At 57.4% G+C, this 14,288-nt stretch carries 13 protein-coding genes; 1 reads left to right on the top strand and 12 read right to left on the bottom strand.

The features are described 5' to 3' along the window. Positions 1–21 precede the first annotated feature (21 nt). The 3 genes from AAC599_RS04080 to AAC599_RS04070 are packed head-to-tail and all read right to left on the bottom strand — an operon-like array spanning position 22 to position 3,181. A complete protein-coding gene (locus AAC599_RS04080) occupies positions 22–771 on the bottom strand; it encodes an enoyl-CoA hydratase/isomerase family protein (RefSeq protein ID WP_340149127.1) in 750 nt (249 codons plus the stop codon). Then, complete coding sequence (locus AAC599_RS04075; RefSeq protein WP_340149126.1) at positions 768–2,399, bottom strand: AMP-binding protein; 1,632 nt, start codon at positions 2,397–2,399, stop codon at positions 768–770. The genes AAC599_RS04080 and AAC599_RS04075 overlap by 4 nt, the downstream gene beginning before the upstream one ends. Before the next feature lie 5 nt (positions 2,400–2,404). After that, the gene (locus AAC599_RS04070) at positions 2,405–3,181 is read right to left on the bottom strand and encodes an SDR family oxidoreductase (RefSeq protein ID WP_340149125.1); all 777 of its coding nucleotides are present in this window, start codon (positions 3,179–3,181) and stop codon (positions 2,405–2,407) included. Positions 3,182–3,760: 579 nt separating this feature from the next. Between AAC599_RS04070 and AAC599_RS04065 the strand changes: the two genes are divergently transcribed. Then, positions 3,761–4,420, top strand: a complete 660-nt coding sequence (locus tag AAC599_RS04065; RefSeq protein ID WP_293958451.1) for a TetR/AcrR family transcriptional regulator — start codon at positions 3,761–3,763, stop codon at positions 4,418–4,420. A gap of 95 nt (positions 4,421–4,515) precedes the next feature. Here AAC599_RS04065 and AAC599_RS04060 read toward each other — a convergent pair whose 3' ends face one another. From AAC599_RS04060 to AAC599_RS04020, 9 genes are all read right to left on the bottom strand, one after another. Then, complete coding sequence (locus tag AAC599_RS04060; protein WP_340149124.1) at positions 4,516–5,817, bottom strand: TRAP transporter large permease; 1,302 nt, start codon at positions 5,815–5,817, stop codon at positions 4,516–4,518. A gap of 29 nt (positions 5,818–5,846) precedes the next feature. After that, positions 5,847–6,392, bottom strand: coding sequence for a TRAP transporter small permease (locus tag AAC599_RS04055; RefSeq protein ID WP_340149123.1), 546 nt, complete (start codon positions 6,390–6,392; stop codon positions 5,847–5,849). A 106-nt stretch (positions 6,393–6,498) separates the two neighbouring features. Beyond that, the gene (gene dctP, locus AAC599_RS04050; protein WP_340149122.1) at positions 6,499–7,572 is read right to left on the bottom strand and encodes a TRAP transporter substrate-binding protein DctP; all 1,074 of its coding nucleotides are present in this window, start codon (positions 7,570–7,572) and stop codon (positions 6,499–6,501) included. Between the two features lie 195 nt (positions 7,573–7,767). Further along, positions 7,768–8,553, bottom strand: a complete 786-nt coding sequence (locus tag AAC599_RS04045; protein ID WP_340149121.1) for an SDR family oxidoreductase — start codon at positions 8,551–8,553, stop codon at positions 7,768–7,770. A gap of 42 nt (positions 8,554–8,595) precedes the next feature. Next, the gene (locus AAC599_RS04040; protein WP_340149120.1) at positions 8,596–9,795 is read right to left on the bottom strand and encodes a CoA transferase; all 1,200 of its coding nucleotides are present in this window, start codon (positions 9,793–9,795) and stop codon (positions 8,596–8,598) included. Between the two features lie 31 nt (positions 9,796–9,826). After that, positions 9,827–10,693: a MaoC/PaaZ C-terminal domain-containing protein gene (locus AAC599_RS04035; protein WP_340149119.1), complete on the bottom strand. Its 867-nt coding sequence runs from the start codon at positions 10,691–10,693 to the stop codon at positions 9,827–9,829. Between the two features lie 137 nt (positions 10,694–10,830). Further along, positions 10,831–11,601, bottom strand: a complete 771-nt coding sequence (locus AAC599_RS04030) for an enoyl-CoA hydratase-related protein (protein ID WP_340149118.1) — start codon at positions 11,599–11,601, stop codon at positions 10,831–10,833. Positions 11,602–11,620: 19 nt separating this feature from the next. Then, positions 11,621–13,120 (bottom strand): hypothetical protein, encoded by a 1,500-nt coding sequence (locus tag AAC599_RS04025; protein ID WP_340149117.1) that lies wholly within the window; start codon positions 13,118–13,120, stop codon positions 11,621–11,623. Between the two features lie 22 nt (positions 13,121–13,142). Then, positions 13,143–14,285, bottom strand: a complete 1,143-nt coding sequence (locus AAC599_RS04020; RefSeq protein WP_340149116.1) for a CaiB/BaiF CoA-transferase family protein — start codon at positions 14,283–14,285, stop codon at positions 13,143–13,145. Between the last annotated feature and the right edge of the window lie 3 nt (positions 14,286–14,288).

Genomic DNA, 14,288 nt, shown 5'->3' with positions numbered 1-14,288 from the left:
TTTCTAGTTAAGGGTCATCATTTACTTGCTGAAGAACGCCGCAATCCGGTCCTGTGCCTCCTGCGAGCGCATGGTTATCTTCGGCTTTTCGAGTTCCAGGGCGTATCCGTCCGTCTCATGATCCGAATAGGCCGCAATACATTCTTTCGAGGCGAGCAGCGCCGGCCGCGCGAGGTTGCCGATCTTCGCCGCCCAGTCCCGGCTGACCGTTTTCAGATCCGAAAGCGGACAGCTTTTCTCGGCAAGCCCGATGCGCTCCGCCCCGGCGCCGTCAACGGTTTCGCATCCGAGGATGATCCGACTGGCAACGCCCGGTCCGCAAAGACGGGTCAGCCGCTGGGTTCCTCCGGCGCCGGGGATCATGCCGACCTGCGCTTCCGGTAGTCCCATCCTGGCCTCATGTGCCGCCACCCGAAGATCGCAGCTGAGCGCCAGTTCCAGCCCGCCGCCAAGCGCCGCACCGTTGATGGCCACCATGGTCACCGCCGGGAATTTTTCCAGCCGGTCAAAGAGCCTGTGCATCGCCCGGACATAAGTGATCATGTCCTCAATGCCGCTGTCGGACTGAAAATGCTGCTGAATGCCCTTGAGGTCGGCACCGGCGCAGAAAACTTTTTGGGTGCTGCGAATCAGAACGACGGTCGGCGCCGCGGTCTCGATGTGATCCAGCGCTCTGTGAAATTCGGTCAGAAAGTCGTCATTGATCGCATTTACCGGTGGCGTGTCCATGACAATGTCACAGACATTTCCATTTTCAATCACTTCTATCACCGGACGTCTCCCTCGCCTTTTATGCCTTCAGCCAGCATTTTTTGTACCTTGAACTTCTGTATTTTTCCGCTTGGGGTCTTGGGCAGCGCATCCCAGCATTCGACCCGCTCCGGGATCTTGAACTTGGCCACGCCCTGTGCGACCAAAAGGTCATACACCTCCTGAACACCGACAACATGGCCGGGTTCCATCACCAGCACCGCGCCGCCCGTCTCGCCCAGCCGTTCATGGGGAATGCCGACCAGTGCGCATTCGATACAGCCCGGTATCTGGATCAGCAGTTCCTCGACCTCCCGGGCGGCGATATTCTGGCCGCCGCGGACGATCATGTCCTTGATCCGTCCGGAAATCCGGATGGAGCCGTCCGGCCGTTGATAGGCAAGATCGCCGGAATGATACCAACCTTCGGAATCGAGCGACTTTGCCGTAATCTCCGGCGCATTCAGGTATCCGAGAAAGGTATTCGGCCCGCGGGACCATTCTTCGCCGATTTCCCCTTCGGGGCACTCATCGCCATTTTCATCGACGATACGGATTTCGATCCCGTCCCCGGCGGCGCGACCATCGGTCGTCCAGGCGTTTTCCGGCGGATCGGACGGCCAGACAACCGTATGTGGCGGACTTTCCGTCGATCCATAGACACTCAGGACCCGCATGCCTGTCTCCATCGCCCGGCGGACAACCGACTCCGGGAGTGGTGCCCCGCCGCAGAGAAAATAGCGCAAGGCAGGCAAGGTCGCGTTTCTGGCGTTCAGCTCATTGGAGGTTTCCACGAGGAACGGTGTCGCCCCCATGGTCCAGGTCGCGCTGTCCCGGCTCATCTGGTCCACCGCCGCCGAGGCCGTGAAGATATCGAGAATGGAAAGATGCCCCCCGGTTGTCAGGGTCAGGATCACGCCATGCAGAAAACCGCTGGCATGGGAGATCGGCGATGCCATGAAACAGGTATCCTCGGGACCAAGCTCCAGCGTCTCGACAAAACAGCGCTCACCATAGAGGATGGTGTTATGGGTATGAACAACGCCCTTGGGTTTCGATTCCGTGCCCGAGGTAAACAGGATGGCCGCCACATTGTCGGGCTTCGCCGGCAGCGGAACGGTGCATTCACCCTTGCCCAGCAGCGTATCAAATGGCACACCGGCCTGCCGCGCCCCGTCTGCAAGCTGGATGACGAGTTTCTCGCCATGGCCGGGCCCGAGAATATCCTCAATATGGGCGGTATGATCCGCATTCCGGAACTTGCCTGCGAGGATGAGCGCCTTGCTCTCGCAGGTATCGACGACATATTTGATGTCTTTCCAGCCATAGGTCATCGGCACCGGATTGATGATCGCACCCACCCGGAGCGTCGCCAGAATGCAGACCACCGTCTGCCGCCAGTTCGGCGCGCACATCGTGACGATATCCTCTTCCCCGATCCCGGCGTCGGCAAAACACGTAGCGACACTCTCAACATGGGCGTGGAGTTCCTGATAGGTAAAGAAGTTCCCCTCCGCATCCGACAGCGCCGTCCGTTCCGAATGGTGCCGCACCATGTTCTCGAACATTTGGGAGGTACTGTCGAAACGCCAATGGGCTTCGGTGTAGTAACGTTCAGCTACCGCCGGATTTGGAGAAGGAAACTTCATGCCGGTCAGCCTTTTGTCGCTGGCCGACCAGCAATTTTCGCCTGGATCGATTCGATCAGGCCACCGTCCACGACGATGTTCTGACCCACCATATAGGTCGATCCAGACGTCAGGAGAAACTCAATAATACCCGCCAGATCCTCTTCCGGATCGCCGATCCGGCCCGCTGGCACCATGGCCTCGCGCTGTTTCTTTATGGTCTCGTCGGAATAGACTTTTTCCGTCAATGCGGTACGGAACAGTCCTGGGGAAATGGTATTGACACGGATATCATCGACGATCCATTCCAGTGCTAACTGCCGGGCAAACATGATCAACGCGGCCTTGGAGGAGCTGTAGGGCCCCATCCCGGGATAAGGCTGCACGCCGGACATCGAGGCGATAACGACAAAGCCCCCCTTTGCCGCCTTGAGCGGTTCATGAACGGCCTGGGCGAGTAGCATGGGCGCGCGGACATTCACTGCAAACACACGATCCCAGTTTTCGAGCTTGATATCCTCGATGGCGGACGGAATGGAAATACCGGCATTGCTGATAACGGCGTCCAGGCCGTCAAATGCCTTAACGCTCTCGGCGGCGATCTTTCCCGGCACATCCAGATCGGACAAATCGCCGATGACCGGGATTGCCTCCGCCCCCTTGGCCTCAGCCTCGCGAATGACCTCCTTCAGCTCATCGCTATGCGTGGAGGCGCCAAGGGCCAGCTTCGCCCCCGGTACGGCCAGCCTGAGCGCCGCCGCGCGCCCAATACCCTTACTCGCCCCTGTTATCAAACTTCTCATCAGCCTTCTCCACCCGTCAGATCTTCGGACCTGACCATTTTCAGGCCAAGCCGCACCAGGCTATATCTTAAGCCTCCGGGCATTCGAACCAACATTAAAATTACACCTCAAAACCTGCATTGCCCGCCATCCGGCCCCGTACGACGGATATTCTCCTTCAGGTCAGATTCAAGCTTTCTCTACTCAATTATAGCTAGCTTGCATTTGTTGCTTTTTGTAAATGAATGATTAGTCATTCAACAAATTTTGTCAATCCATTTTTTAAAATTCTTGCCGCCGGATGCCGAACAACTACCGAGACAGAATGCCCCTGATATCCGACCAGAATGAGAAGTCACTTATACAGGACACAGGGCAAGAGGGCTGATCCATTGCCATCCCTCATATCCGCCGTGCAAGATCACCGGAAAATGACATCGAAGCAACAACAGAGATATATTTTTTAAAAATGAATTGGTGTTTATTTTCGGGAGAATGTAAAATCAGCTATACAAGCGAAATACTTATCATTCAGTAACAGGGCGGCTCGCCTCAATATTAGTGATAGTAGTGCCTAAATAGACGACAGGAATTAACAGGATGGCCGGATCGAAACTCTCAGACGGGCTTCAAGCGAAAATCACCAACACGGAACTCGTGGAGGAAAGACGGGGCCAGATCGTCAAGACCGCCATAAAGCTCTTCTCCCGTCAGGGCTTTTACAAGACAACCATTCAGGATATCGCCCGTGAAGCCGGATTTTCACAGGGCTTTATCTATCAGTATTTCAACAGCAAGGAAGAGCTGCTTCTCTATTCCCTGCGGGTGGTTCTGGATGCCTATGAGAATGACATCCCCCCTCGCCTGCGCGGCATTCACCATCCGGTCGACCGCCTGTGCGCGACAATCGCCGCCTTCTGCTCCTCCGTCGATGCCCACAGGGCCGCAACCGTCCTCGCCTATCGCAGTTCGAAATCCCTCAAGCCGGAGATGCAGAAGCTGGTAATGGCGGATGAAACCCGAACCAACCGGCACCTGCGTGAGGCGCTGGACGTCTGCTTCGACGAGGGATACATGATCGAGGTCAACCGAGACATCATGGTGTATCAGTGCCTGATGTATGCCCATAGCTGGGCCCTGAAAAGCTGGGTCTACAAGGATAAATTCACCATCGACGAATATATCCAGGAAGGGCTGAAAATACTGGTTCGCCCCCTCCTCACGCCGAAGGGCGCGGAGTTCTGGTCCAAATATTACTGAAGCTGACGGCGTTGAACGGGCTGTGTGCTGATCTTGCACTGCAGGGATTTTGCGGCTGCACGCTTCTCAGGACACACAGCCGCAAAGGTAATTAGCTAGTTCATCATATTGTTTGGCAAGAAGAGCACGACTTCCGGGAAGGCCACCAGAATGCCGATGATGACCGCCTCCCCAAACAGGAACGGCGTGACGCCCCTGAACACTTCGCCGAGCGGTATGTCCGGCCGGACACCATGTACGACATAGCAGTTGAGCCCCACCGGTGGTGTGATCATCCCGACCTCGATCAGCTTGACCAGCAGGACGCCAAACCAGATCGGGTCATATCCAAGACCAATGATCGCCGGATAGATAACCGGCAGGGTGAGCATCATCATGCCGAGCCCGTCAAGGATCATTCCCATCAGGATATACATGACGATCACACCAAACAGGATAACGATAGGTGGCACGTCAAGCCCGGTTACAAGCGCCGTGATTTCCGCAGGCAAACCGGTGAAGGCCAGAAACCGCACGAAGACCATCACGCCCCAGATGACCATGAAAATCATGGCCGTGGTCTTGATGGTCTCCAGCATGCCGTCCCGGAGATTCGCGAGGCTCATCCGTTTAAACATCGCCATGCCGAGAATGATCGCCGTGCCGACCGCTGCTGATTCCGTAGGCGTCATCCAGCCGAGATAGATCCCGCCGAGAATAATACCGACAACCGCGAGGACACCCCACACCTTGGTCAGGGCCTGCAGCTTTCTGAACATTGACGTTGGCTCCAGACGCGGGGCCAGCGAGGGATTGACCTTCACCACAATCGTGATGACGGCGATATAGACAACGACAGAAATCAGGCCAGGAACGAGACCGGCGAGCAAAAGCCGCCCGATCGATTCCTCGACGATGATCCCGTAAATCACCAGAATGGCACTTGGAGGGATAAGGGCCGCCAGGGTACCGCCGACGGCAACCACGCCCGCCGCCAGCTTCCGGTCGTAGCCGCGTTCCTCCATTTCCGGAATGGCAAGGCGTGTAAAGACGGAGGCGCTCGCGGTACTCGCGCCGGAGACGGCGGCGAAACTGGCGCTCGCGAAGATCGTCGCCGTCGCAAGGCCGCCGGGCGCCCGCCCAACCCATATTCGAGCCGCCTCATAGGCGCCGCTGGTTATCCCCGCATAGAGTGCCAGAAACCCGATGGCGATAAAGAGCGGCAGAACGCTGAAGGAATAGGACGCGGAGTTTGCATAAGGAATGATGCCGGCAAGACCAAACGCCGTCAGCGAGCCCCGCATCATGAATAGGCCGCTGATCCCGACAAAAGCCGACGCATAGGCAACCGGCACGCCGAGGAAGATCATCACCACCAGAAGAATGATCCCGACAATACCAAGTGTTAAGGGGTCCATAATTTTTCCTGACTAAAGAGTGACGGTTTCTATTCTTGCGCCGGTTCGATTTCCGGTGCGGTGATTTTCGGCGCATCCGGATCGGAGACAAGCCGAAGGGCCTCAATAAACTGAAGCACAAGCCGAGCAAGCAACAGACAAAGCGCGATAAAAACCGCCAGTGTACCCGGCCATAAAGGAAGATAGATGTTCGGGGTATTACCGCCGATTTCCCAAGTCCTGAGGAAGTTGTCCCAACTGCCTTTGACCAAAGCGGTCACAACGAAGCTGGCGACAAGAAGGGCAAAAGCCTCCAGTAACCAGCGGGTGCGCCCCGTGGCCCGGGAGACGACCAGCGTCATCCGGACATTGCCCCAATGGGCCTGGCAATAGGCGATCCCGAACGCCGCGACAACGACCATCAACTGTTCGACCATATCGAGGCTGCCATGAATCGGTGCCCGAAAGGCGCTCCGGCCGACGACCTCTGCGACGCCAAGCGTCATGATAACGAGAACGACCATACCCGCGAGAATTGCGAACAGGTTTTCAACTTGCCTCAAGATGCTGTGAGTCAGCCCTATTAACCGCCCCATCCTTACCTCCAACTGTGCCTGTTAGTGGAAAAATGCGTCCGGCAATCAGGATTTGCCGACCACATTTTTCCATAGCGTAACGTCTGTTATTATTATCTCGACGTTGTTAGTTGGTATTCGACTCTTTTGCGAGGGCAAGAATTTCGTCAAGCAAGGCCTGTCCGTCCAGTCCTTCCGCGTTGCGTGCAGCAACCCAGGCATCCCAGCTCGGCTGTACGGCCTTGTCCATGATCTGCTCGACATCCTCTTCCGAGAAACGGACCTTCTTAAGGCCTTCTTCTTCAAAGAGTTTCTCGTTCTTTTCGTCGATCGCGGTGTAGGTATCGATCTGATGCTTGTAGGCGCCAGGCTTCACGCGGTCGATCAGTTCCCGATACTGGGGAGGAAGCGCTTCATACGCCTGTTTGCTGGCAACCAGAACGCATGTCAGGGATCCCAGTGAGGATTTTTCAGTCCGCCAGTCCGCGAGTTCGTGCAGCTTGTAGGCTGCAAATGCGTAAGTATAAGGGAAGGCAACGCCATCCATCACACCCCGTTCAAGCGACTGATACATTTCAGGCGCCGGAACAGTTGTCGGAATGGCGCCGATGGATTTCATCAAATCGCCGATCCCACCGGAGGCACTCAACCGGAGCCCCTCCCAGTCCTTGATACTCTTGGGCGCTTCGCCCTTGCCCATGACCTCATAATTCGGCATGAGGGCGGTCATCAACGGATAAGCGTTCCAACGGGCCAGTTCGTCAAGAACAGCCGGATTGTGCAGATATGCTTCATGGACTTTAACACGTGTTTCCAGATCGGTCACCGGCAGGAACGGCAAATCAAGCCCGGTGATCGCCGGTGTTTTCGATGGATGGTATACAGGGCAGAACATGGCCGCCTCAAATGCACCGATCTTCAGGCCATCAAGGTTTTCCTTAGGATCGGAGAGAACGCCGCCATACTGAAGGGAAACCTCAAAGTTTCCATCCGTCGCCTTGGAAATCTGCTCGGAGAAGGATTCCATCCCCTCCATGATCCCGCGCCGTTTGCCCCAGGTTGACAACAGCCATTTGACTTTCGGTCCTTCAACTTCCGCGGCCTGGACGGTTGAGACAGCTGTCCCGCCTGACCCAAAGCCCAGGGTTACCGCCGTTACCATGCTGCAGGCCGCCAATAGCGCCATATTTCGTATTTTCATCACATTATCTCCCTTGAAGATTAGTTTGTTTTTTACCGGTACTTTTGCGTACTGACTGATTATTCATTCATACTACTATAAGATTAACTACAGGACAAACGGTTTTTATGACTCTCTGCCCTGCGTCTCTTTTGAAACGGCCGATACTCACCATCCCTCGGGATGCATATCGGCCATCGCTCTACTAAAGGATTGTTATGCCGCGGAAATTCCGCCGTTCACGCTGATCCCCTGCCCCGTGATCTTGGCGCCGCCGGGGCCGGCCAGAAAGACGGCAAGCGGTGCGATATCGGCCGGTGTCACCACGCCAAGCTTGGCTTTCTCTTCCGCCTTTTTGAAAAGCCGCTTGGTAAATTCGTTCCCCATCAGGCGATCATAGGCATCGGTTCCCGCGACGATCGACGGCGTCAAAGCATTGACCCGAATGCCATGCCGGGATTGTTCAAGCGCCATGGTGCGGGTAAACATCAGGGTGCCTGCCTTGCTGCCGCCGATCACGGCTTCGCCCGGAGTTGCGATTTTTGCAGCATCGGACGACAGATTGATAATCGCTCCTCCCTCACGCTCGATCAGGTGCGGCAGGGCCGCGTGACAGGTGTAAATCACGCTCATGAAATGGGCATCCACCAGGGCATCGAGTCCTTCAGGTGAGTTCTTGTGAAACGGCATCGGCATATGGTTGCTCGGGCCGGGGATGCTGGTCACCACGATATCCAGCTCGCCGAAGGCCTCGATTGTCGCATCGACGATTCGCTTGGCACCTTCATATTTCGTCGAATCAGCCGCCACAAATCGGACATCCGCCTCAGGCGCCCGTTCCTTCAGTCGCGCCACCGCATCGGCCCCACGCTTTTCATCGCGCCCGTTGAGCATGACCCGCGGCACTCCTGCCTCCGCCAGCTGTGCACCAATCTCGAAACCGATGCTTGAGGTGGAGCCAGTCAGCATGGCCGTGCATTCACTTAGTTGTCGAACCTTCATCTTATGTCCTTCCTTCGTTTTCTTGAATTCCGTAATCCGCGGTTATCCAAACACCAGAGTTTTCGCATCCCGCAGCACCGAGATCTTGTCGGCATCATACCCGGCAACATTCTTCAACACCTCTTCGGTATGCTGACCCAGTCCGGGAACGTTCGGCCGGACATGGGTGCCCGTACCGCTCATTTTATAGGGCGGGTTGACGACGCGGAAGCTGCCTTCCGTATCCTCGACCTCAACAAAACTGCCCCGATGCTCGGCCTGCGGGTCCTGCATGGCTTCGCCAACCGTGAGATAGCGGGAGGCCGGAACACCGGCGTCGAGCAGGATATCCTCGCACTCAAGCGCCGTCCGCTCCGCCGTCCAAGTACCGACCCGCGCCATCAGTTCATCCCAGTTCTTGACCCGGTCTCCCGGCGTCAGGAAAAGCGGATCCTCCATCCATTCCGGATGGCCCGTCACCTCGCACAGATTCTTGAAGTTATTGGCATTGATGGGCACGACGATGATATTGCCGTCCTTTGTCGGCAGCGGACCGTACCGGGGACGCCGCGCCGTGGAGGGTTGCTGCTCGAACTGGATTTCATAGATCAGCAGGTTCAGCATGCATTCCAGCAGCGTCGTGTCGATCTCCTGCCCAATGCCGCTGCGTTCGCGCTGAAACAACGCCGTCTGAATGGCGGAAGTGCTGTACAAACCGCCCAGGATATCGGCGACAAAAACACCGGTAATCGCCGGCTTTTCCTGCTCCTCCTGATACTGAAGGAGCGTCAGATCATAACCGCTCGCGGCGTGGATCATGGGAGCATAGGCCGGTTTCTTCGACTTCGGACCGTCCTGTCCATAACCGGAAATCGAACAATAGATGATCCGCGGGTTGATCTTGTCGAGGCTTTCGTAATCCAGCCCCAGCCGCGCCATGACCCCGGGGCGGAAGTTCTCGACCACGACATCGGAAGACGCAACAAGCGAGCGTATGATCTCAATTCCGGCCTCGCTCTTGAGATCAACCGCGATGCTTTTCTTACCCGCGTTGAGATGCCCGAAATAGCGGCTGCACTCCCCGCGGAGCGGCGGCTGAAATCGCATATAGTCGCCCTTGAGCGGTTCAATCTTGATGACCTCCGCCCCAAGGTCCGCCAGCAGCCGCGTACAGTACGGTCCGGCCATCATGGACGTGAAGTCAAGAACACGCACGCCCGCAAGAGCATCCTTCTGACCGGAATTCTGACTGTTATTACTCATCCAACTTTTCCTCTTGTTTCCATCAGTTCATTTATAGTGATTTTGCAAAATCGAACCGCCCGCTGGCAATGACCGTAACGTCACGCTCCACCGCGCGGCATCGGAAAAAGGCGCCCACCTCTCCGTTTCGCCAAATCTCGATCCGCAAGGTATCGCCCGGCAGTGTCGGTGCGGAGAAGCGAACGCTTAACCTGCCGAATTTCTCCACATCATAATCACATACCGCCTTCAGCAGGGCATAGCCCGTGATGCCATACGTACAGAGCCCATGCAGAATCGGCTGCGGAAAGCCAGCGCGCTCCGCCACGTCCGGATCGGCATGCAGCGGATTAAAATCGCCGTTTAACCGGTATAGAAGTGCCTGATCCCCGGTGGTCAGAATATCAACCAGTTGATCCGGTTCCCTGCCAGGAATTTCCGCGGGCGCCGCAATAGACCGGTTTGTTCCGCCGAAGCCCCCTTCCCCTTTCAGGAAGGCGGTACGGTTGACGGTCCAGACAGGCTGATCTTTCGAATCCCTGACCACGCATTCCACCTCAATGATGGCGCCACCACCGGGGCCCTTGTCAATGAGATCGGAAATACGGCTATGGCCGGTCAGTTCCTCTCCCGGCGGGATGGGTTTATGCAACGTCACGCTCTGCTCGCCATGGAAAATGCGGGTGATATCGATCCCCAGACGCGGATCCTCCGCCCAGAAGCCGGGCGTGCAGACCACGGCCGCCATCGTCGGCAGCACCTTTATCTTAGGCCCATAGACGAACGGGAGTTCATCCCTGTTGAGCGGATCGCGTCCCACCCCGACAGACAGGGCATAGAGGAAGCAATCCGACGGCTCTATGGTCTGAACCACCGGCGCAAATTTCCAACTCGCCACAACATCATGATTGAACGCCATGCTTTTCCCTATCGGCCATCTGTGTTATTCTTATTTAATGACTGATTATTCATTCATTAAATAAGCCGCAATGTCAAGCACCGGAATACACTCCCGCCCCTATTTGACAGCACGATCTTTTCATTTGCCGAACATCGTCACTGACCGGTGAAGTTTGGCGCCCTCTTTTCGAAGAAAGCCGCTGTCCCCTCATCCACGTCATCACTGTCGAACAGGACCTGAATGGCCCGGGTCTCCAAGGCGAGCCCGCTTGCAAGCGGCGCATCCGCCCCGAGGAGCGCAGCTTCCTTGGCGAGCTGGATGGCCAGCGGAGCCTTACCGGCAATCGTCGAAGCAAGCTCGACCGCCGCATCCTCCAGATCGTCATCATCGACGCAGCGGCTGATGATACCGAAGCCAAGCGCCTCTTCGGCACTCAGAACCCGGCCCGACATCAGGATATCCATCGCCACATGCTTGCCGGCAAGGCGGATCAGACGCTGGGTTCCACCGCCACCGGGGATAAGCCCCAGCGTCACTTCGGGCAGGGCAAAGCGGGCCTTGCGGCCGGCGACGATAATGTCAGTGCTCATTGCCAGTTCGAACCCGCCTCCGAAGGCCGCACCGCGCACGGCCGCGATCAGGGGCTTGCTGAACCCGGCAATGGCCGACCACATCTTGTTCGTCGCCCGCTGCATCATCCCGATAGGCGACGTGCCCTTGAGTTCGGATATGTCCGCGCCCGCCGCAAAAGCCTTCTCCCCGCCCGCCAGAATAACCACGCGGACCGACTTGTCCGCATCGAGCCGGGCGAGCTCAGCAACGAGTTTCCGGCGCAAGTCCACAGAAAGGGAGTTGCGCGCCTCCGGCCGGTTAATGCGAAGGCGAACAACGCCCTCCGCCGGATGGTCAATCAATAGGTCCTGCATCGAATGCTCCTTCTTTTGGTCAGGTAATCGGGATTGCCGTGAGCTCACCGAAAATGAGAATGATTCCAGCGCAAACCGTCAGCGCGATGACGCCGAACAGGCGGTTCCAGACAAGCGCAAGGGTCGTTGACTTCACCCCGAACATGCTTGCCGTGACGATGGTAACACCGGTGTAGGGCGACAGCGCCGAGGCAACGGCCCAGGCGCCGAGAATGGAGAGGGCGAGATAAAGCGGATGAATGCCGAGCGCCATCGGGTCCGCCAACACGCCGAGCGCGATGGTGACGGAAATCAGCGGATTGACCGCCAGCACCCCTCCGGCCACGATGGCGAAAAAAGCCACCAGAACAATCACCCCCGGCGGCGTATGATGACTGTGCAGGAAGGCATTGATATCCGCCGTTGGCATCAGCGCGACGAGAACCGGCCCCATAAATCCCGCCACCAGCAATATCCCCACTTCCGAGGACTGCGAGGGAAGCGTCCGGAAAATCGTATTGGCCAGCGGTCCACGAAGACAAACGCCGACATCGCCATGGGACTGGATCATAAGCCAGACGAAGGTGATTACCGGGATTGCCAGCGTCACCGCGACAGGCACCGGAACCGACGCCACCAGCGACAGCGCGGTGATCGCGGAAAATATCGCCACCACCAGCAGGATCACCCGCATCAGTATTTTAAGAAATGACGCGCCTCCCCGCCTCTCGGTTTCCTCCGGCTTTTTCGAGGCCGGTTCGGGATGATGGCGTCGCAGCCAGACTTCCAACTGGCTGACGGCGAAACTGAGCGCCAGAAAGAGGAGTACGCCGAGCAATCCGAGCGGCGTAATCATCGACGAGGTAACGTCCTGCACCTGGGAAAGAACGACCACCAGCGCGAGAGACAATGGCGACCACATCATGGTGGTGACAAACCCTTGAATGATGGCGAGTGCGGATTGCCGCTGTGAATAGCTGTGACCGGTTGCCCCCTTCTCCCGGTCCCGCGAGGAAGCGATCGAGCCCAGCAGGACGACCGAGCCCATATTCATCATCAGGCCGAAGAGATGGCTGCCCAGCAGAAGCATGAGAACGCGGCGTCCCTGCCGCTGCCGGACGATGATATTGCCCGCCGCCTGCAGGAGTTGGGAGCGGAACGCAGGCTCCCGCAGCACCATGATTGCGGTGATGAAGGACAGGAACAGTTGCGCCCGGACCGCCCCCTCATTTAGGGTATGCCACGCATCCTCCGCATATTGAAACGTCAGCGGAAAACACAAAAGGCCGAGCACCAGAAAAACCCGGATCACCCGGCTGCCGGAAATCGCGACCAGCAGGCTGAACAGGATCATGCCCGCCAGAATAGGGAACTTCAGCCATGTCATGCCAAAAATACCCTGAAAGCCCGAGGCAATGGCCATGCTTATCAGGAGAATGCCCTGAAGCGACAATATCCCCCGCGAGAATTTCTCGGGGAGATATCTCAAAAAACCTGTGTTTAGTGCCGGATCATCGGGGCTGCCGGGCGAGGTTGCCATCAACCGGGCTTCCCCGCGCCGCTCACGCTATGGCGCCGGATTTGCGCAGCTCGGCCAGTTTTTCGCCAGAAAAGCCCCAATCCGTCAAGGCGGCGTCCGTATCGGCTCCGTCCGCATGGGGTGGGCCCTGAATTTCCGAGACAGTCCGGCTGAACCTTGGCGCGGGCGCTGGATGGGTGGCACCGTCAATTTCTGTAAAGGCCTGTCGTTCGGTATACTGCGGATGCTGGCTGGCTTCCTTCAGGGTCAGAACCGGGGCGTAACAGGCATCATATCCGGCCATGGCTGCGTCCCATTCATCCCGGGTTTTTTGGCTAAAGACATCCGCGAATATTTTCTTCATTTCCGGCCATTTATCGCGATCAAACTGCTCAGGCAAATCCGTATTCTCCAGTCCCATAGCCTTTAGAAGTTGCTGGTAGAATTTCGCTTCCACCGCACCGACCGACACGAATTTCCCGTCGCTGGTCTCATACACATTATACCATGGCGCGCCGCCGTCAATCAGGTTGCGCTCCCGATCCTCGTTCCAGAGGCCGCCGCTCGTATATCCGTAAAAGGTTGTCAGTAGCGATGCCACACCGTCGAGAATGGCGGCATCGACCACCTGCCCCTTGCCGCTGCTTTTCGCCTCAAACAGGGCAGCGAGCATGCCAAGCGCGAGATACATACCGCCGCCGCCAAGATCGGCCACGAGATTGAGGGGGATCGACGGCGCCTGGCCCTGCCGCCCGATCATGCCGAGCGCCCCGCTGATGGCAAGATAGTTGATGTCATGGCCAACATGATTGGCAAGCGGGCCGTCCTGCCCCCACCCCGTCATCCGGCCATAGACCAGCTTCGGGTTGTCGGCCAGGCATTCATCCGGACCGAAGCCGAGACGTTCCATGACGCCCGGCCGGAACCCTTCTATCAGACCGTCCGCCTGGGAGATCAACTCCCGGACGACGTTCTGGCCGCCTTCGCTTTTCATATCGACGGCAACGGACCGGCGGCCGCGGCGTGTCGTATCGAAGCGGACTTCCTTTTTAACGCCCAGCCCGCTTGGTGTTGTACGATCCACGCGGAGAACTTCCGCCCCCATGTCGGAGAGCAGCATGGCACAGAAAGGACCGGGACCAACGCCCCCGAGCTCAATAATCTTCACACCTGCCAACGGTCCCATTTT

It is taken from the genome of uncultured Sneathiella sp. (assembly GCF_963976355.1).
Classification (GTDB): domain Bacteria; phylum Pseudomonadota; class Alphaproteobacteria; order Sneathiellales; family Sneathiellaceae; genus Sneathiella.
Note: the sequence above shows the minus strand (reverse complement) of the source record. Positions and strands in the feature narration are given on the sequence as shown.

Excerpts from the sequence above, each read along its gene's own strand:
- AAC599_RS04060 (WP_340149124.1), bottom strand. The coding sequence starts at position 5,817 with ATGGACCCCTTAACACTTGGTATTGTCGGGATCATTCTTCTGGTGGTG.
- AAC599_RS04035 (WP_340149119.1), bottom strand. The coding sequence starts at position 10,693 with ATGGCGTTCAATCATGATGTTGTGGCGAGTTGGAAATTTGCGCCGGTG.
- AAC599_RS04030 (WP_340149118.1), bottom strand. The coding sequence starts at position 11,601 with ATGCAGGACCTATTGATTGACCATCCGGCGGAGGGCGTTGTTCGCCTT.
- AAC599_RS04065 (WP_293958451.1), top strand. The coding sequence starts at position 3,761 with ATGGCCGGATCGAAACTCTCAGACGGGCTTCAAGCGAAAATCACCAAC.
- dctP (WP_340149122.1), bottom strand. The coding sequence starts at position 7,572 with ATGAAAATACGAAATATGGCGCTATTGGCGGCCTGCAGCATGGTAACG.
- AAC599_RS04040 (WP_340149120.1), bottom strand. The coding sequence starts at position 9,795 with ATGAGTAATAACAGTCAGAATTCCGGTCAGAAGGATGCTCTTGCGGGC.
- AAC599_RS04075 (WP_340149126.1), bottom strand. The coding sequence starts at position 2,399 with ATGAAGTTTCCTTCTCCAAATCCGGCGGTAGCTGAACGTTACTACACC.
- AAC599_RS04070 (WP_340149125.1), bottom strand. The coding sequence starts at position 3,181 with ATGAGAAGTTTGATAACAGGGGCGAGTAAGGGTATTGGGCGCGCGGCG.
- AAC599_RS04020 (WP_340149116.1), bottom strand. The coding sequence starts at position 14,285 with ATGGGACCGTTGGCAGGTGTGAAGATTATTGAGCTCGGGGGCGTTGGT.
- AAC599_RS04045 (WP_340149121.1), bottom strand. The coding sequence starts at position 8,553 with ATGAAGGTTCGACAACTAAGTGAATGCACGGCCATGCTGACTGGCTCC.
- AAC599_RS04025 (WP_340149117.1), bottom strand. The coding sequence starts at position 13,120 with ATGGCAACCTCGCCCGGCAGCCCCGATGATCCGGCACTAAACACAGGT.
- AAC599_RS04055 (WP_340149123.1), bottom strand. The coding sequence starts at position 6,392 with ATGGGGCGGTTAATAGGGCTGACTCACAGCATCTTGAGGCAAGTTGAA.